This is a genomic window from Acinetobacter sp. YH12068_T (assembly GCF_024606005.1).
GTDB lineage: Bacteria > Pseudomonadota > Gammaproteobacteria > Pseudomonadales > Moraxellaceae > Acinetobacter > Acinetobacter amyesii.
The window spans coordinates 3091529-3111265 of the sequence record NZ_CP094555.1; the positions used below are offsets into that span (position 1 = coordinate 3091529).

The following is a 19737-nucleotide window of genomic DNA, read 5'->3' on the forward strand; positions in this document are numbered from 1 at the left end:
TATAAATCTTTAAATCTAATCATATTTTCATATAAATTTTATCAACACAGTAAAAATGCTTATATCTATGCATTATATGTTGAAATATCAACAGTTTAAAATTTGAAATTTCACGAATCTTGTGATTTTTCCAACATATCTAAAAATCAGATAACTTTTCTGATTTTCGTTATTTTACAGTGATCCACCCCATCGGGATTAATAAAAGGCATTCCGAGAAACCACACTTTTAGGTTTAAAAAATGTCTCAAGTTAATCTACAAAAACCCCTGAATATTGTTGCTGTGTCAGGTGGTCTAAACAATCCATCTAAAACTGAAGCTTTGGTACAAGCCATTGTTGATGAGCTCGGTGATGCGACTCCAATCAATGTGCATTTTATTAAGTTTAGCGAAATTGGCAATTTATTAGGTGGCGCGATTTACCGTAACCAATTGCCACAACGTGTACAAGATGACCTTGCTGCCGTTGAAGCTGCTGATGCACTGATTGTTGGAACACCAGTTTACCGTGCTTCATTTACAGGTCTGTTTAAACACTTCTTTGACTTTGTCGAACAAACTGCATTGGTCGATGTTCCTGTCTTGCTTGCAGCTTCGGGTGGTTCTGAACGCCATGCCTTAGTGCTTGAACATCAATTGCGTCCATTGTTCAGTTTCTTCCAAGCGCAAACATTACCAATCGGAGTCTATGCAACAGACCGTGATTTCACCCCTGAATATACCATTCATAGTGAATTACTCCGTGACCGCATTACTTTAGCTGTAGCACGTGCGCTGCCGATTTTGGAATGGGCTCCAGCCAAAGGTCAGCGTGCTGAAGTGGTGAAAGCCAAGTCTCAACAAGCCAACCAAAACTTGGGCATTAATAAACAAATCGAGCAAGAAGAAGTCCTTCCTTCTGCAGCTGTTCCAAGTTTGGATGCCGCTGAAGCTCGACTGCATAGTAAAAAGCCAAAAACGCAAGTGGCCTAAACACTACAGCATAACAATTCGATCCCGAGGGTTTGCAAAATGTCAGTACAAGAAAAAAACATTACATTTGCGTATTGGGTACCAAACGTCAGTGGTGGTTTGGTGGTCAGTAATATTGAACAGCGTACCGATTGGAGCTATGACTATAACGTGCGTTTGGCACAAGCTGCAGAAAAAAGTGGCTTTGATTATGCGCTGACTCAAATTCGTTTTACAGCAGGTTATAACGCAGAGAATCAACACGAATCGGTTAGTTTCAGCCATGGAATTTTGGCTAAAACTGAAAAACTCAAAGTCATTGCAGCGATTTTACCTGGCCCTTGGAAACCGGCTCTGGCTGCAAAACAATTGGCGACCATCGATCATCTTACCAATGGCCGTATTGCAATCAATGTTGTAAGTGGTTGGTTCCGTGGAGAGTTTGATGCGATTGGTGAAGAATGGCCCGAGCATGATCAACGCTATGCGCGCTCTGAAGAGTTCATTCGTAGCCTAAAAGGCGTTTGGACGCAGGATAACTTTAGTTTTGATGGTAAATACTATCAATTTAAAGACTACACTCTATCTCCAAAACCGGTGCAAAAACCGCATATCGAGATCTTCCAAGGTGGCAGTTCACGTGCAGCACGTGACATGGCATCACGTGTTTCCGATTGGTACTTCACCAACGGCAATACTCCTGCTGAGTTGAAAAAGCAGATCGATGATATTCGTGAAAAAGCCAAAGCCAATAACCATCAGGTCAAAATCGGGGTGAATGCCTTCATCATTGCCCGAGATACTGAGGAAGAAGCCCAAGCGGTGCTTCAAGCTATTATCGACAATGCCAATACCGAAGCGGTCAATGCCTTTGGCGATGCAACTCGTGAAGCAGGTGCATCCACCAAAGAAGGCGAAGGTAACTGGGCAAAATCTACTTTTAAAGATTTGGTTCAATACAACGACGGTTTTAAAACCAATCTGATTGGCACGCCACAACAAATTGCCGAACGCATTGTGGAACTCAAAAGTGTAGGTGTCGATTTGGTTCTCTCAGGTTTTCTCCACTTCATTGAAGAGGTGGAATACTTTGGCGAAAAAGTGTTGCCACTGGTTCGTGAACTGGAAGCTCAACAGCAGCAAGTTGTGCAGGCTAAATCAGCATAATTGTTGATGCAGTCACAGCTCATGTAATCAGCATAATAATCACAACCGGCTCACTTCACTTTCCTCCCCTAAGGCTCGGCTTAGGGGATTTTTTATCTCGAGTACTATTTAAAGATATGCTTTGATTCTAGAAAATGAGCTAACCTATAGACAAAGAAAAAGCCCGACATCCTGTCGGGCTTTTTCTATATGGATACTTAAGCATGACTCCTGTCTTGCTTCACAGTCCTGATGGTGAACACTTTGTTATTGTTTTATGTTCCGGAACGTCCTGTTCCTGTATGAGTTCATCTTAGGTAAAATTTAAAAGTGCGCCTAGCGTCAAAAACCTCGTTGCTTGTACGCTTAAGCTGACAGGATTGTGCGCAATCGGTTAACTTAAACCATAGATATTATATGGTTTTTTATAAAAATCGATATTTTTTAGATGATTTTATCACCAATAGACACCCCGTAATTCCTGTGATATTTCCAACAAAACAAGAGGCAATAAACATGCAACTGGTTTGGTTTCGACAAGATTTAAGACGACATGACCATAGCGCACTGTGGCAGGCGACACAGTCTGGTCCAACGATTGCCTTTATTGCGCTTTCTCCTGAACAATGGACAAGGCATGATGATGCCCCCATTAAAATCCATCGCTATCTTGCCCAACTGGAACTTTTGCGACAGCAATTGGCTGAGCTAAATATTCCACTGATTATTCAGCATATTCCCCATTGGTCAGACATCGCCACTGAGCTATTAACCTTATGTACTCAGCTCAATATACACACTGTTCATGCACATATTGAACATGGTGTGAATGAGCTTAAACGAGATCGCGAAGTACAACAGTTATTAGAACAGCAGCACATCTCTGTTGAGCTGTACCATGACCGCACCCTGTTTCCTGTAGGCAGTATTCGCAATCAATCTGGACATCCTTATCAAGTTTTCGGTGCATTTAAGAAAAATTGCTACGAAAAATTGAGCATCAGTCTGCCTACTTGTTATCCCGCTATTGAAGCCCAAGCGGCTCTCGCCTCGCATCCGCTGTGGCAAAATCAATTTGATTTAACTCCTTTTTATCCCACATCGCTGTTAGCTGCTCAAATCGAGCTTTGGCCGATTGGAGAAGATCACGCACTACAGTGCTTAGATGAATTTATTGAACAACATCTGCATCGTTATGCTGATGATCGGGACTTTCCTGCGCTCAATGGAACCAGTCGAATTGGCATGTATTTAAACTTGGGCATCTTGTCTATTCGCCAATGTCTGCAAGCCCTGTTTCGTGAACAAGGCGGCTATTTCCAGATCGACCACAGAGGACAACAAACTTGGCTCGATGAGCTGCTTTGGCGTGAATTTTACCAGCACATTTTATTTGACTACCCGCAAGTTTCTCAGCACCAGCCGTTTCAAACCAAAACCTTAAAAATAAAATGGCGCCATGCACCACAAGACTTTGCTGCGTGGCAATACGGCCAGACGGGCATTCCGATCGTTGATGCAGGGATGCGTCAACTACTGGCTACGGGTTGGATGCATAATCGGGTGCGGATGATTTGTGCCATGTTCCTCAGTAAGAATCTACTGATCGATTGGCGGTTGGGGGAGCAATGGTTTATGCAGCACCTTGTCGATGGTGACTTAGCAGCCAATAATGGTGGTTGGCAATGGTGCGCCTCGACGGGTACAGATGCTGTACCTTATTTTCGGATTTTTAACCCGATCAGCCAATCTCAGAAATTTGATCCGAATGGGGATTATTTACGTCAATGGCTACCTGAACTGGCAGATTTGGATGCCAAACAAATTCACCAACCCTTTGCCAAAAATCCTCAATTGGAATTGAATTACCCTCAACCGATCGTCGATATAAAGCAGTCTCGCTTAACTGCAATTGAAACATTCCGAGCATTGTAGATATTGCCAAGATCGAACTGTTAGAGATCAAAACACTGTACTGAAATGGTCACTGTAAAGCATAGCCGAGCGTTCGTTTTGTCCCTACAATACAGAAAACGCAAATCATTTTAGAGACGCTCCCATGTATACAGGCATCGTGCAAGGTTTAGAAAAAGTCTTAGAGATTCGTCAAGGTAATGGCTTCACAACCTTGGTGATTTCAAATCATCAGAATTTTTTTCATGATGTCTTTATCGGGGCAAGTGTGGCGATTAATGGCGTGTGTTTAACGGCTACACATATTGATTTGGCAGCCAACCAAGTGCATTTTGATGTCTCTGATTTAACCAATCAACTCACCACGCTGAAAACTCTCAAAGCTGGTGATGAGGTCAATGTCGAACGCTCAGCCAAAGTTGGGGCAGAAAATGGTGGTCATAATCTGTATGGTCATATCGAAGGCACAGCCACGATCAAAAACTTAGAGCATCGCGGGGAAACCTTTCATCTCGATATTCACATTCCGGCAGGCAATATTAAATATTTCTTTCTCAAAGGTTTTATTGGGCTCAATGGTTGCAGTTTGACTGTGAACCGTGTTGATCGTGCCAGCAGTGAAATTTCAATCGACCTTATTCCTGAAACACTGCGCCTCACTACATGGAAAGATATCCAAGTCGGTGATGCCGTGAATTATGAAATTGATCAAACAACGCGAACCTTAGTCGATACCTTAGAAAATATTCATCAGCGTTAAGATCGACTGAAATTACATTGCAACAAAGCCTCCAAAACGGAGGCTTTGTTGCAATGTGCAATATACGTTTAAGAATAAAAACTTGGATCTGGTACTTTCGCTGTGAGCACCCATTCACCGACCTCCTGATATTTATAATCAATCGGATCGTGTAAGGTTTGGGTACGTACATTGCGCCAGAAGCGATCTAAATTTAGTTTGGCAGTTGTGGCACGTGCGCCCATCACTTGGAAAATATTTTGCGTAATGTATAGCGAGCTATTGGTGGCTGCGATTTTGGCTGTTGCAATCGCAATAGAGACTTCTCCACGTTGTTCCGCCGTCAAAGCTTCACCAATCTCCCAAGCCCATTGCAAACGCTGAACCGCTTTATCTGCCAATAAACGTACACTTTCTAATTGCACATAAAACTCAGCAAAATGCTTTTGAATAAATGGGTCATTCACTGCATTTTCAGCTAAAGATTTTGACCATGCTTTTTGGCTTTGTACCGTTTCTTTTGCTGTTTCAAATGCCCCTTCGGCTACCCCCAAGAACATATGCACAAAGATCAACTGTGCAATCAAAGGGCGTAAACTCGAATAAGGTGTACTGAATGGGCCTGGGTTCAGTAGTAATTCATCTTTGGAAATTTTAACTTGTTCAAAATGGCTACTTCCACTGTCGGTTTGACGTTGTCCCATATTGTCCCAATCGCCGAGAAAACTGACGCCTTCACGTGCTGTAGGAATCACCCCGATCAATAATTTTCCGTCTTCATTGAAGCCAGAACACAGCAAAATGTCTGAATCCATGGAACCCGAACAAAAACTTTTATCGCCATGAAAGACGTATTCGTGTTCAGACAGTTGCGTCGCTGTAGTACGACGGTCTAAGGGGTTTAGGGTGTTGCCCCAAAATAAATGCTCACGTGCAGTCTGTTCAAACCACGGGCCATATTGCTCGGGCTGCGCGAACAACTGTACCGTTGCAATTAATAAATGATGGAAACCATAAACATGCGCCAATGAGCTATCCACTTGAGCAATGGTTTGAATGGTTTTAAAAATCGTCTGCCAATCTGCACCCTGTCCACCGTATTGCTGTCCAATGGACAATGCAAGTAAACCACTTTGACGAATCAAATCACGTTCAGCTTTGGGATTTCCCCCCTGCTTATCACGCTGAGCAGCCGTCGTGGCAAATTCTGCCGCCAGTTTTTGGGCAATATCGATCGGATCTTGAGTCAATGGAGTTGAAGCATTCATATGTCTGTCTGATTATTCTGTTACCGTTTTAGCTTAACAAAGTAAAGGCATTCAGCTTATCTCAATGCCTGCAGTCTGTATCTGTAAAATCTATATCTAATGAAATCTAAGTCACTAAGATTCAGGCGACTTATAATTTGATCATTTTATACGTCGTATTTAGGATGGATAAAATCCATCATGAACGTCCCTTCATCTTAATCAACTTTTATAGGGGAAAGGACGTTCATTATTGCTTTAATAATCCTTCATATAAGCCATAGTGAACTTTCATCAGAACGTGATCACTCACGCTCAAATGGTTTTTATGACTTCGGATAAACCGTAGCAATCAAATGTTCAACCACTTGAGGTTCTGCCAAGGTCGAGGTATCACCTAAAGAGTCCAATTCATTGGCCGCAATTTTTCTTAAAATACGGCGCATGATTTTACCAGAACGGGTTTTCGGTAAGGCCGGCGCCCAATGCAATGCATCTGGCGTTGCCACTGGTCCAAGGATTTTGCGTACCCAAGCCACCAGTTCCTGACGTAACTCATCCGTCTCTGCTGTCCCTGCTTGTAGGGTGACAAAGGCGCAAATCCCTTGCCCTTTAATATCATGCGGCATACCCACCACTGCAGACTCTGCCACAGCATCATGTGCAACCAATGCACTTTCAATTTCAGCCGTTCCCAATCGGTGTCCTGAAACGTTCAAGACGTCATCCACACGACCCGTAATCCAATAATAGCCAGACTCGTCACGACGTGCGCCATCACCTGTAAAATACGTCCCCGGATAAGTGGAGAAATAGGCTTCAATAAAGCGCTCAGGATCACCCCAAATGGTTCGCATTTGTCCCGGCCAAGAATCCTTAATCACCAAGTTACCTTCTACGGCGCCTTCAAGCTCATTGCCTTCAGCATCGACAATCGCAGGTTGTACACCAAAGAATGGACGCGTCGCTGAACCCGGTTTTAAATCGGTTGCTCCCGGCAATGGCGTAATCATGAAACCACCCGTTTCTGTTTGCCACCATGTATCTACCACTGGGCAGCGGCTTTCACCTACCACGGTGTAGTACCAATTCCATGCCTCTGGGTTAATGGGTTCACCCACTGAACCTAGTAAACGCAGACTACTGCGGTCACTTTCTCGGACAAAGGCATCCCCTTCTCGCATCATGGCGCGAATTGCAGTCGGTGCCGTATATAAAATAGTGACGTTGTGTTTATCGACAATATGTCCGGTCCGAGCCCAACTTGGATATTGTGGTACACCTTCAAACATCACGGTCGTGGTGCCATTCGACAATGGCCCATACAACACATAAGAGTGTCCCGTAATCCAACCAACATCGGCAGTACACCAAAACACATCATCTTGTTTAAGGTCAAAAACTTCACGGAAGGTACAATTCACATAGGTTAAATAGCCGCCTGTGGTATGCAATACACCTTTCGGTTTTCCTGTCGAACCTGATGTATACAAAATAAATAGCGGGTCCTCGGCATTCATAGGTTCAGGTGGACAAATATCATTGACCGACATGATTTCCATGTGATACCACAGGTCACGATCCGCTTTCATTTCGATCGGGTTACCTGTACGGTGCACCACAATGACATTTTGAACCGAAGATGTGCCTTCAATGTCGAGTGCAAGATCGACATTTTCTTTGAGTGGAATGGGCTTACCACCACGCATCCCACAATCCGCAGTAATCACGACTTTCGCCTGACTATCATCGATACGACTTGCCAATGAGTCTGGTGAGAACCCGCCAAAAACCACGCAGTGTACTGCTCCAATTCGGGTACAGGCCAACATTGCAATAGCCGCTTCGGGCACCATTGGCATATACAGCACCACACGGTCGCCTTTGCCCACGCCATGTTTTTTCAGCACATTGGCAAAACGGCAAGTTTCATCATGCAGTTCTTCAAAAGAAATGATTTTATGCCGTGAAGGATGATCACCTTCCCAAATAATGGCCGGTTTATGTGGATGTTCTTTTAAATGTCGATCGAGACAGTTGGCACTGACATTCAGTTCACCATCAGCAAACCACTCGATCTTAAAATCATCTTGCTTAAAATTTGTATTTTTAACTTGGGTAAACGGTTTGATCCAATCGATCTTTTGCGCTTGCTCCGCCCAAAACTCATCTGGTTGTTCAATCGATTTTTGATAACGCTCAAAGTACTCCGACTCATTGATGCGCGCGGTTTTTTTGAAACTTTCAGGTACTGGATAGATCTCTTTCATATTGTATTTTCCTTGATCTGATTCATCTCATCACGAGATGCCATGCCACATTTCTACTTTTATAATTCCTGCATCACAGCAGTATGACGATTAATTTTTAATCGCAGCAATCATGCTTTGGTCGTATTATTCTTTCCCATTTAAAGCACATCTATAAGCAAAATTTCAACAAAAACATGTTTTAATTCAGTATCTGACCAGTTCAATTAAACCTATACTGCAAAGGTAATTTTACTCAGCACTCCGCTTTTTTATTCTTTCATATACGTTGAGTTGATCCGATCATGAACACCAATGACTCTTCTTTCTTTTCCCGTCAGACGACCACTACATCGGATAATCCCCTGAAACCTGATGGACGTTTTGGTCGACTGAGCATGATTGGTTGGTATGGCTTTCTCAATATCATCAGCTTTTTTGCCATAATCGCTTTAAGCCTTGCCGTGGGTATTTTTAACATCAATACCATGGCGTTAAATGAGCAATTTGTTGGCATATTCACCGGGGTATCTGGCCTCGCCTATTTGGCAATTATTATTCTCTATATCTATTTCTATTGTGTCTTTGTCGTCCGTCGACTGCATGACCTCAATAAAGCCGGTTGGTTGCTACTGCTTTTATTTATCCCCGTGATCAATCTATTCTTTATCCTGTATTTATTATTGGCCTCAGGCACACCGACCGTAAATCAATACGGCGCGCCACGCCCTGCTGCCGTTTGGGAAAAAATTCTGGCATGGTTGATGATTTTAATCAGTGTGTTGTCGCTCTTGGCTACAGGTAGCATCACCTCGTATATGATGGGTAGCGGTGAAATTGAATCGCCGACAGAAATCATTCAACAAGGCACTGAATATTTCTAAGCCACTGACCGAATCTGAGCCTGTCTGAATTTTGATACATCTGTTCACAAGCCTGTAAATGAGGGTTATTTTCGCCACTAATTTCAGGCAAAATAGCGAAAAACCGAAACATTTGGAAAACTCGTGGCTGAAAAAGAAAATGCCTTGAGTGATGTCACTCAAGGCACGACTCAACTTTTGCAAGAGGCAACAGAAAAAACCGCACAAACCGTGCTGGAACATACCTCTAAATATAATGACGCATACTCAACGATCGATAAATTTGTCGATGGATTTTGGGAACGCCTGCCATATATTTGTATCGCATTAATTGTTTTTACGATCTTCTATCTACTGTCTAAACTCTTTAGATTCTTTGTTCGTAAAGCGCTCACTGACCGCTCTTACTCAAAACAAAATCTAGTTTTGGTCCTGAACCGTGTCGGTAGCTCAGCCATTATGTTCTTCGGTTTCCTAATTGCAATGGTCATTGCGATTCCTGGGTTCACACCGGGTCAGCTCATGAGTGCATTGGGGATTGGTTCGGTCGCAATCGGTTTCGCGTTTAAAGATATTTTCCAGAACTTACTGTCGGGTATTTTGATTCTCCTCGGTGAACCGTTTAAAATCGGTGACGACATTATTGTGTCAGGCATGGAAGGTACGGTTGAAGATATTCAGATCCGTGCAACCTTCCTACGTTCTCCAGATGGTCGTCGTATCGTGATTCCAAACGCGACTGTTTACACCAGTGCTGTAACGGTGAATACCGCTTATCAACGTCGTCGTTGTGAATTTGTTGTTGGTATTGGTTATGAAGATGACATTCAGAAAGCTAAAAATATTGTTTTGGCTATTTTGGACAAAGACCCAACCATCTTGAGCCAACCTGCGTTTACCGTAAACGTAAATGCTTTGGCTGATTTCTCAGTCAATCTGAATGTCCGTTGGTGGGTAGATACCACAGAAACCACCACTGCGAACTCAATTAGTGAAGTGCAAGAACACGTTATCCAAGCATTTAATCAAAATGGTATTTCAATTCCGTACCCTGTACAGGAAGTGAAAGTTTACCGTGGTGATCAAACTGAGACAGAAGCGTCAACAGCTAAATAATCGCCCTAAAACGTACGGAATCACAGTTTCTGTCCGGATAATTCGGTTGCCTAAGCTGACTGCTTGGCAACCGTTTTTTATGAGCAAATCGACCTCATAAGGGATAAATCCACCTTCAGGCCCAATAATGATCGTACATCCATGTTGAATCCCTGCAGGCATCACATCTTCGACATAAGGGTGCGCCACATAAGCCGGATAGGCCGAGGAGATCATGCTCGGCAAAACATCCTCCACAAAGGGTTTAAAGCGTTTATACAATTCAATTTTGGGCGCAATGGTGTCACCTGCCTGCTCCAAACCCAACGTCACATAGTGATCGAGCTGCTGTAAAAATGGTGTCTGCCAATAGCTTTTATCCACGCGATAACTGTGCAGCAGAATGATTTTTTCTACACCTAAAGTGACTGCATCCATGATCAGACGGCGCAACACTTTCGGACGAGGCATTGCCACAATTAAAGTCACCGGATGCTTTGCAGGTACTTCTTCTTCTTGTAAGGGTTTAAGTTGAATGCGCTCATCACTGATACTGACGATTTGGGTTAAATAGCGTCTTCCTTCCCGAATACCGACTTTGAGTGTATCGCCCACCTGTATATTCACATGGTTTTTTAAATGCTCAATTTGACGTTTGGCGCTAATACTCCAAAGTTCAGATTCAGTTTGACGAGGATCAAGCAAGACGATGTTCATAAATAACCATATCAATTCACGCAAAGCATATGTCATTGAGGACAGGCGACATTGATGTCGCCTGTGCGCTGAGGTACAGGAAGTACCTTCAGCGTACAGAGGATTTTTGCTACTTTTAATCCTTTAAAAGTAGATTATGCCTACGAATAGGATGTTCAACGATCACCATAAAATAAGGCCGTGATAAAACTTGCCTAATAAAAATTAATGTATCGCAAAATTAAAACTTAAAGGTACTGATCAATCACCTGAATATGCTTTTGCAGCGACCCGGTATTCTTTTGCATAATCAGCTGAGCTGCATCATTTAAAGCCTGAGCTTTCGCAGTATTTTGAATGATGTCAACCAATGCACTGGCCGCCTGCTCAAAATCCCGCACAACCACAACCGCATGGGCCGCTACAAACTCATCCACAATGGTTTGAAAATTAAAATAATGCTGACCTAATACTGTCGGGACATGTAACGTAATGGGCTCCAAAATATTATGCCCACCACCCGGTTCATTCAACGAACCACCGACAAAACACGCTTGGCTCAAAGCCAACCACAGCCACAATTCACCCATACTATCTGCCAAATATACCTGCGTTTCAGGCTGAATCGTTTGCTTTAAACTGCGGCGCTGTGTGCGTAAATTCAGTTTCTGCGCTTCTACAAAAACGTCATCAAAGCGTTCAGGATGACGTGGTACGACGATACATAACAGCTCAGGCTGTTGTTGCAAAATCGGCTGCAGCGCTGCGAGTAGTTTTTGTTCCTCGGGCGCATGCGTACTGGCAATGGTGATGATCTTACGTTCTTGTAAATCCCAATCTTGACGCAACTGCGCTGCTTGTTGCACAAAGCTATCGGGCGCATGAATATCAAACTTGATACTACCGACGACCTGACTGGTATGCGGGTTTGCACCCAACTCAATAAATCGCGCTAAAGTTGCCTGATCTTGCGCCAATAATTGTTTCAAACTCTTTAGCATCGGCTGCGTCAAACTCGGGACTTTGCTATAACCCTTCGCCGATTTTTCAGATAATCTGGCATTAATCAATAAACACGGAACATTGGCCTGATCGGCTTCAATCATCAAATTTGGCCAGAGTTCAGTTTCGACTAGAGCCAACATTTTCGGTTGATATTTTTCGATAAAACGACGGACTAATTTTTTTTGATCTGCTGGCAGATACACGGCCTGAAATAGCGATTCATACGGTGCTTTTAAAAATAATTGTTTCGCACGCGCTTGTCCGGTTTTGGTGGTATTGGTAACTAAGACCGGATGACCTGCTTTGAGATAATGTTCAATCAGCGGCTGCGCAGCGTTAGTTTCTCCGACGGAAACCACATGAAACCAAATTGCATTACGGTTTTTAACTGGCTGAAATGGCCCAAAGCGCTCAAGACACTCTTGCTGATATAGTTGGAAATCTTCAGCACGTTTTTTGATGCGCCATTGATATAGCGGCTTAATCAGCGCCAAAGCTGCGTTATACCAAAAAGGAGTAGTCAAATTATTACGCTCAAAAACGGTTTGAATCGGCAGAATATATCAGAGCATTATCCACATGTTAATGGATAATGCGTATTCAAGTGTCGATTAATAGGTTGAACGACCTGAACCAAATTTATTTTTCATGCTTGGATAATCAATATAGCCTTCGGCAACATCTGTTCCAATCATATTTTCCAACTGCAATTCATTCAGTGCAGCATTCGCCAGCAAACGTTCAAACAAATCTGGATTGGCAATATAGGCTTTACCAAAAGACACCGCATCGGCTTTACCTGAGGCCAATAAATCTACAGCATCTTCACGGCTTAAACGCATATTGGCAATATATGGCACACCATTTGAGCGCTGTTTAAGATAATCACTAATACTGTCATCCGCCAGATATTCACGGGTAAAGAAAAATGCAATCTTCCTCTGCCCCAACTGCTCTAAGGCATAGCCAAAGGTTTCACGTGGATCATGATCGCCCATGTCGTGTTCATCACCACGCGGCGCAAGATGCACACCTACACGACCTGCCCCCCACACTTCAATCAGCGCATCCACCACTTCAAGCAATAAACGTGCGCGGTTTTCTACAGAACCACCATACTCATCTTCACGTAAATTGGTTTTGCTTTGTAGGAATTGATCGATCAAATAACCATTGGCCGCATGCAATTCCACACCATCAAATCCCGCTTCTTTGGCTTTGATCGCAGACTGTTTGTATTGTTCTACAATGCTTTTGATTTCTGCAATCTCTAATGGACGTGGCACGACATATTCGCGTTTTGGGCGAAGCAGACTGACATAACCCGCCTGTTGTACCGCACTGGCAGAAACTGGTGTATCACCATTCAAAAGGTCGGGATGTGAGACACGTCCGACATGCCACAATTGTGCCACAATTAAACCTTGCTGTTCATGTACGGCTTGGGTCACCAATTTCCAGCCCTGAACTTGAGCATCGGTAAATAAACCCGGCGTCTGCAAATAGCCATTAGCGGCTTCTGAAATGACTGTTGCTTCTGAAATGATTAATCCAGCACTTGCACGCTGTGCATAATATTCAGCCATCATCGGCGTTGGAACACGGTCAATAGTTGCACGACTACGGGTTAGTGGCGCCATTACAACGCGATTTTTGAGGTGTAAATCACCCAAAATGAGAGGAGTATTAAGTTCAGCCATATATGTCTCGCCTGACACTTCAAATGCGAAAAATGATTTAAAGTGAGTTCTGCAGATAATCAATATATTGCTGAATGAGTTCTTCATTGCGTGAAAAATACGACCATTGACCATATTTCTCGGCTTGAATTAAGCCCGCCTGTTGTAACACAGACAAATGATTAGACATCGTAGACTGCGAAACATTACCGAGTTTTTCGATATTGCCAGCGCATACACCACGATTAAAGCCGCCACATTGTTCTTCTGACAAAAATTGTTCAGGTGTTTTTAACCATTCCAAGATTTGACGTCGAGTCGGATTGGCAAGTGCTTTAAAAATTAAATCAATATCCATAATTTAAACGGGTTTAATTAAATAAAAATTTGGACAACAAAGTTCTATTCAGCATCTTGAATACACTATATCGTATTTTTTCGATTTTTATATCGATTTTTATAGATATAAAAATCAAAAACAGATAGAACTTTGTTTTCTATATAAATTTAAATTACAAACCTTGTTTGAGGCTAGCTTCAATAAACTTATCTAAATCACCATCAAGTACTGCACCGGTGTTTGAACTTTCTACACTGGTACGTAAGTCTTTAATACGCGAGTCATCTAAAACGTATGAACGAATTTGACTGCCCCAACCGATATCTGACTTGGTGTCTTCCAACGCTTGTGCCGCATCATTACGTTTTTGCATTTCAAGTTCGTACAATTTTGCACGTAACTGTTTCCATGCATGGTCACGGTTGGCGTGCTGTGAACGTTGGTTCTGGCATGCCACCACAATCCCTGTTGGAGCGTGAGTTAAACGTACCGCAGAGTCTGTTTTGTTAATGTGCTGACCACCCGCACCAGATGCACGATAGGTATCAGTACGTACATCAGCTGGATTGATTTCAATTTCAATATTGTCATCAATTTCAGGCGATACAAAAACCGCTGAGAATGAAGTATGGCGACGATTACCTGAGTCAAAAGGTGACTTACGGACTAAACGGTGTACGCCAGATTCTGTACGTAACCAACCATATGCATACTCACCTTCTACACGGATCGTTGCAGACTTGATCCCTGCCACATCACCATCAGATTCTTCCATCACTTCTGCTTTAAAGCCATGACGTTCAATCCAACGTAGATACATACGCAGTAACATGGATGCCCAGTCCTGTGCTTCAGTACCACCAGAACCTGCTTGGATTTCGACATAGCATGGGTTCGGGTCCATCGGATTACTGAACATACGACGGAATTCTAATTTCGCAAGTTCTGCTTCCGCTGAAGTTAACTCTGCTTGCACATCCGCAAGTAAGCTTTCTTCTTCTGCTTCAACCGCAAGATCCAACATCGCTTGGGCATCTTCTAGCTGAGTTGAAAGCCCTTCGAGCACGTTAATGACGTTTTCGAGTTCACCTTTTTCTTTTGCCATTGCTTGTGCACGGCTTTGATCATTCCAAATTGCTGGGTCTTCCAGCTCACGTAGAACCTCTTCTAAACGCTCTTTTTTCAGATCGTAGTCAAAGATACCCCCGTAATGTTTGACCACGGTCGTTTAAGTCTTTTAGCTGTAATAGATACGGATTAATTTCCACGTGAATTACTCTCAATCAAAAAATTTGGCTTAAATAGCCGCCTATTATATCACAGAGAATTTGCACAGATTCAGCCAGATTGATCATCCAAATCATTGACTTCAATGCACATAATATGAACAATACGCTCGCGTTACTATTTATTACATTTTATTTACAACAATAATGTTTCGAGGGTTTTATGAAAAAGACATTACTTGCACTAGGATTAGCTGTTATCACTTCATCAACTTTTGCTTATGATGGTCAAGTTGATGGCGGTTTTACTTATACAGATTGGGATAATGATATTATTGATACTGATAATACATTCAATCTTAAAGGTACTTTGTATTTTGACTCAGTACAAACTGGTAATGGTCCATTAAATGAAGCTGCTTTTCTAGGTCATAACAGCAATGCCTATCTTGGGTATTCATATAACACTATGGAAAGCAATGAAGTTTTTGGTTTCAAAGCTGAATCTGATATTCACCACTTAACCGCAGGTATTGAATATTTTGTCGATCAATTCTACCTCAATGGTGAAATTGGTTTTGGTCAACAAAATGCTAAAGCAACAGAATATGGTCAAACTCTTTATGATGACGACTACGATGTGACTACTTACCGCGCATTAGTGGGTTATTTACCTGTTTCTAACCTTTTACTTGCTGCAGGTATTGATGGCTATCAAGGTGACAATGATGAAGACGAAGACAACCGTTTTGCTGTTAAAGCAAAATATGTTGCGCCGTTGAACAATGGTCAATACATCAACCTTGAAGCAGACGGTGCTTTTGGTGACATTGATTCTGTTACGATTGGTGCAGACTACTACTTCGACCAAGCTTTTAGCATTGGCGCATCTTATAACATCGAAGATGATGGTGATGAAGACACGGATTACTTCGCTATTCGTTCAAAATATTTCCTTAACCCGAACCTAGCAATCGGTGGTCAAGTTGGTTTTGGTGATGACGTTCAAGCGTTCAACATCAATGCAACTTTCCGTTTCTAATTTCGTTTGAATTAGAAGTTTGCTAAAAAAGCACCTCTATTTTGAGGTGCTTTTTTCTTTTCGATGTAATATTTACTTTAAAAAAAGTCCAGTTATTGACCAAATAACCCACAAATTCATATTATCTACACAGTTTTAATAAAACAAAACATTATAAATAAATACATACTTTTCAATATTTTAAAAAATTTTAATTACATAAAATTACCGAATTCACAGTTCCGCAACTTTGCAGCGATTGACCATCTTTAAAATTTCTCTAGACTAAAACTTGTAACAAAAAATGTATTAAATTTAGCCAAACAATTTAGAGGGGTAGTTTCCATGAAAAAACTCGCAATTGCTTCAGCACTTCTTTCTGCACTTGCTATTACAGGTACAGCTCATGCTTATCAAGCAGAAGTAGGCGCTTCAGCTGGTTACATCGACCCAGATAATGGAAGCACTGGCAGTGAATTTGGTGTAAACGGTACTTATTACTTCAACCCTGTTCAAACGCGTAACGCTCCTCTTGCAGAAGCTGCATTCTTAAACCGTGCAAGTAACGTAAATGCACATGCAACTTTCGCTGACCGTGGCGATGTTGACGACAATACTTATGGCGTTGGTATCGAATACTTCGTACCAAACTCAGATTTCTATGTATCTGGTGATGTAAGCCGTAATAATGTCGAAGTTGACACTCCATTTGGCACAGTAGACAACGATACAACCTACTACGGCGCTGAAGTCGGTTATCTTCCAGCACCAGGCTTCTTAGTTGCAGTTGGTGTGAAAGGTTGGGATAACGATGATGATGACGGCGTAGATCCAACTTTACGTGCTAAATACGTAACAACTTTAAGCAATGGTAAAGACATCAACCTTGAAGCGGGTGCAGCATTCGGTGATCTAGATGAATTCAATCTAGCAGCGGATTACTTCATCGACAAAACATTCAGTGTTGGTGCTGACTACTACAACAACGATGTCACTGATCGTAACGAAGTAGGGATCAATGCACGTAAATTCTTCAACCAACAAGTGAGCCTTGAAGGTCGTGTTGGTTTCGGTGAAGTTGGCAACAATGACTACAATTCATTTGGTGTAGCAGCGAAATACCGCTTCTAATCCATTGAAGTCAAAAACATAAAAAAACCGCTCTTCTGAGCGGTTTTTTTTATTTGCCTGTAAAAATAGAATTTATTGAGCCAAGTGTAGAACTCTCAATTGAACACTGACATTTCCTCTAAATTCATTTTTATCGAGTTCGTAGACCAAGCGGATTTTATCTTGCATAGGATTAAATTCATATTTTTCTGCCGCATTAAATGCAATTGCGTCCACCATTAAGCCATTATCTAAAGCAAGTTTTAATTTCAGATGCACATCTTTCAACCAACGATAATCTAAAACTTTAAATAGGCCTTCATAGACCGGTGCAGGGAATTTTTGTCCCCATGGACTTAAATTTTGCAAAAAATCGACGGTTTCGACATTAATGGCCGAATCGGGCAATTCGCCATCTGTCCAAATAGTGGCCTGAAATAAACTTTCATCTTGCGCAGCGATGAGTGCTTCAAAAGCAGTTTTAAATTCAGAAAAATGCTGCTTTTGGATGGTTAGTCCTGCCGCGGCAGCATGCCCACCAAAATGACTCACCAAATGCGGATGTAATTCAGCAATACGCTCAATACTGTCTCGAATATGAATACCTTCGATAGAACGCGCAGAACCTTTAATATGTACGCCATCTTCATCTGCGGCAAAGACGATTGCAGGTCTATGGAATTGTTCTTTTAAACGCCCTGCAACAATCCCAATCACCCCTTGATGCCAATGCTGTTCAAACATGATCAAGGCTGCAGGTAAGTTATCCTGATCAAGCTGAATATGTTCTAACTCAGCCAGAGCTTCCTGTTTAATCTGCCCTTCGACTTGGCGTCTTTCAATATTGAGTTGATTCAACTGCTGCGCAATCGGATAAGCCGTACTTAAATCTGCCGCAATCAGACACTCAATCCCAATATCCATAGTCTCCATACGCCCAGCTGCATTGAGTCGTGGGCCGACCACAAAGCCCAAGTCCTGTGCTTTTAACTGTGCAGGATCACGACCGGCAATATCCAATAATGCACTGATCCCTGGACGACATAATCCTTGCTGTATCCGCTTCAAACCAGCATCGATCAAAATCCGATTATTCAGATCTAGACTTGCAACATCGGCATAAGTGCCTAAGGCCACCAAGTCCAAATATTGGCTGAGGTTGGCTGTGGATTTAGCATTTTTTTTACGCATACTGGCCAAATTTGCCAACACATAAAATGCAACACCTACGCCAGCCAAGGCTTTACTTGGAAATTCACATCCCAATTGATTGGGATTTACCACCGCTTCTGCTTGTGGTGTTTCCTTTGTGGTCAGGTGATGGTCGGTAATGATCACCTGCATACCATGCGCCTGTGCCTGTGCTACACCAGCATGGCTCGAAATACCATTATCGACCGTAATCAGCACATCTGGAGTAAAGCTCACGAAGGCCAAATCAGCAATGGCAGGTGTCAGACCATAACCATATTTGAAACGATCTGGAACCAGATATTCAACATCCGCGCCCATATCACGTAGTGCCAAGACCATCAATGCAGTACTGGTCGCACCGTCGGCATCATAATCACCAACAATGACGAATTTCTTTTGAGTATCAATTGCTTGATCGATTATTTCAATCGCTTGCTCTAAACCCTTTAAGTTTGGCGCATGTAAGTGCTTAAGCTTCAATTCCAGCTCTTGTGCGGAAGAAACCCCGCGACGTGCCAATAAGTCAGCAATAAACCGGGCAACGCCCTGAATATCTTCAGGGCGCGTCAAATAGGGTCTTTGTTGAATTAAAAGTTTAGACATTTATGGCATCAGTCGCTGTAAAACCCATTGACCATCCTGTAGTTTATAACTCAAGCGGTCATGTAAACGATTCGGACGGCCTTGCCAAAATTCATAATAATCCGGAACTAAACGATAGCCGCCCCAAAACTCAGGTTTCTCCAAAACGTCTTTGCTTTCCACTTGATCATGCAAATTTTGGAAACGCTGTTGTAATTCTTCACGACTAGCGATAACACCACTTTGTGGAGTACTAATGTGCGCTGCGATTTGGCTGTCACGCGGTCGTTTATGGTAATAATCCGTAGATTCTTCGAGAGATATCTTTTCCACACGACCACTGACCCGAATTTGACGTTCCTGCTCTTGCCAATAAAACAATAATTCTGCATAAGGATTATCGAGCAGATCATTGCCTTTTTGACTGTCATAGTTGGTGTAGAAGTCATAACCTGCATGGGTCGCACCGCGCAACAAGACCGTCCGCACGTGCGGACGACCTTGGGCATTTGCCGTAGCCAAAGACATAGCATAGGGTTCATGCAGTTGTGCTGCTAAGGCATGGTTAAACCATAATAAAAACTGCTCATGTGGATCACGGTTCACCTGATCTTCATGCAACTCACCTTTTTGATAAGTTAAACGCAGTTCACTTAAGTCCTTAATCACATCATTCAT

17 protein-coding genes are annotated in these 19737 nt (G+C 42.5%); 8 read left to right on the plus strand and 9 right to left on the minus strand.

Annotated elements, in window-relative coordinates; translation table 11 throughout:
- The first annotated feature begins 242 nt into the window (after window positions 1-242).
- The 4 genes from msuE to MST18_RS14755 all read left to right on the plus strand — a co-directional run bounded on the left by msuE (window position 243) and on the right by MST18_RS14755 (window position 4773).
- Window positions 243-974 (plus strand): FMN reductase, encoded by a 732-nt coding sequence (msuE, locus tag MST18_RS14740; RefSeq protein WP_078190544.1) that lies wholly within the window; start codon window positions 243-245, stop codon window positions 972-974.
- Window positions 975-1013: 39 nt separating this feature from the next.
- Window positions 1014-2120, plus strand: coding sequence for a dimethylsulfone monooxygenase SfnG (sfnG, locus tag MST18_RS14745; RefSeq protein ID WP_180131156.1), 1107 nt, complete (start codon window positions 1014-1016; stop codon window positions 2118-2120).
- Between the two features lie 495 nt (window positions 2121-2615).
- The gene (locus MST18_RS14750) at window positions 2616-4034 is read left to right on the plus strand and encodes a deoxyribodipyrimidine photo-lyase (RefSeq protein ID WP_180132791.1); all 1419 of its coding nucleotides are present in this window, start codon (window positions 2616-2618) and stop codon (window positions 4032-4034) included.
- 124 nt (window positions 4035-4158) lie between these two features.
- Window positions 4159-4773 (plus strand): riboflavin synthase subunit alpha, encoded by a 615-nt coding sequence (locus MST18_RS14755; RefSeq protein ID WP_180132792.1) that lies wholly within the window; start codon window positions 4159-4161, stop codon window positions 4771-4773.
- Between the two features lie 68 nt (window positions 4774-4841).
- Here MST18_RS14755 and MST18_RS14760 read toward each other — a convergent pair whose 3' ends face one another.
- The gene (locus MST18_RS14760) at window positions 4842-6020 is read right to left on the minus strand and encodes an acyl-CoA dehydrogenase family protein (RefSeq protein WP_180132793.1); all 1179 of its coding nucleotides are present in this window, start codon (window positions 6018-6020) and stop codon (window positions 4842-4844) included.
- Window positions 6021-6325: 305 nt separating this feature from the next.
- Entirely contained in the window at window positions 6326-8269 is a 1944-nt protein-coding gene (acs, locus tag MST18_RS14765; protein ID WP_111884479.1) for an acetate--CoA ligase, read from the minus strand.
- A 284-nt stretch (window positions 8270-8553) separates the two neighbouring features.
- On the opposite strand from acs, the gene MST18_RS14770 reads away from it, so the two are divergent.
- Together MST18_RS14770 and MST18_RS14775 are read left to right on the plus strand one after the other, a co-directional pair.
- Window positions 8554-9132, plus strand: coding sequence for a DUF805 domain-containing protein (locus MST18_RS14770; RefSeq protein ID WP_078193199.1), 579 nt, complete (start codon window positions 8554-8556; stop codon window positions 9130-9132).
- A gap of 123 nt (window positions 9133-9255) precedes the next feature.
- Entirely contained in the window at window positions 9256-10227 is a 972-nt protein-coding gene (locus MST18_RS14775; RefSeq protein WP_180132794.1) for a mechanosensitive ion channel family protein, read from the plus strand.
- Here the strand turns inward: MST18_RS14775 and MST18_RS14780 are convergent.
- The 5 genes from MST18_RS14780 to prfB form a co-directional block, all read right to left on the minus strand.
- Entirely contained in the window at window positions 10213-10923 is a 711-nt protein-coding gene (locus MST18_RS14780; protein ID WP_180124384.1) for a 16S rRNA (uracil(1498)-N(3))-methyltransferase, read from the minus strand. The two genes, MST18_RS14775 and MST18_RS14780, sit on opposite strands and share 15 nt — an antisense overlap.
- A 227-nt stretch (window positions 10924-11150) precedes the next feature.
- The gene (locus tag MST18_RS14785) at window positions 11151-12431 is read right to left on the minus strand and encodes a 3-deoxy-D-manno-octulosonic acid transferase (RefSeq protein WP_180132795.1); all 1281 of its coding nucleotides are present in this window, start codon (window positions 12429-12431) and stop codon (window positions 11151-11153) included.
- 87 nt (window positions 12432-12518) lie between these two features.
- Complete coding sequence (locus tag MST18_RS14790) at window positions 12519-13607, minus strand: alkene reductase (protein WP_111884475.1); 1089 nt, start codon at window positions 13605-13607, stop codon at window positions 12519-12521.
- Window positions 13608-13644: 37 nt separating this feature from the next.
- Window positions 13645-13944: a helix-turn-helix transcriptional regulator gene (locus MST18_RS14795; protein WP_078190555.1), complete on the minus strand. Its 300-nt coding sequence runs from the start codon at window positions 13942-13944 to the stop codon at window positions 13645-13647.
- Between the two features lie 154 nt (window positions 13945-14098).
- A protein-coding gene (prfB, locus tag MST18_RS14800) for a peptide chain release factor 2 (RefSeq protein WP_111884474.1) occupies window positions 14099-15194 on the minus strand; the annotation gives its coding sequence in 2 pieces (ribosomal slippage) (window positions 14099-15121 and window positions 15123-15194; 1095 coding nt in all).
- A 181-nt stretch (window positions 15195-15375) separates the two neighbouring features.
- Here prfB and MST18_RS14805 point away from each other — a divergent pair.
- Both MST18_RS14805 and MST18_RS14810 read left to right on the plus strand, forming a co-directional pair.
- Window positions 15376-16194 (plus strand): putative porin, encoded by an 819-nt coding sequence (locus tag MST18_RS14805; RefSeq protein ID WP_180132796.1) that lies wholly within the window; start codon window positions 15376-15378, stop codon window positions 16192-16194.
- 324 nt (window positions 16195-16518) lie between these two features.
- Complete coding sequence (locus MST18_RS14810) at window positions 16519-17304, plus strand: putative porin (protein WP_180132797.1); 786 nt, start codon at window positions 16519-16521, stop codon at window positions 17302-17304.
- 72 nt (window positions 17305-17376) lie between these two features.
- Here MST18_RS14810 and recJ read toward each other — a convergent pair whose 3' ends face one another.
- Both recJ and pdxH read right to left on the minus strand, forming a co-directional pair.
- Window positions 17377-19080: a single-stranded-DNA-specific exonuclease RecJ gene (gene recJ / locus MST18_RS14815; protein ID WP_180132798.1), complete on the minus strand. Its 1704-nt coding sequence runs from the start codon at window positions 19078-19080 to the stop codon at window positions 17377-17379.
- Entirely contained in the window at window positions 19081-19737 is a 657-nt protein-coding gene (gene pdxH / locus MST18_RS14820) for a pyridoxamine 5'-phosphate oxidase (protein WP_180041705.1), read from the minus strand. It abuts the gene before it with no gap.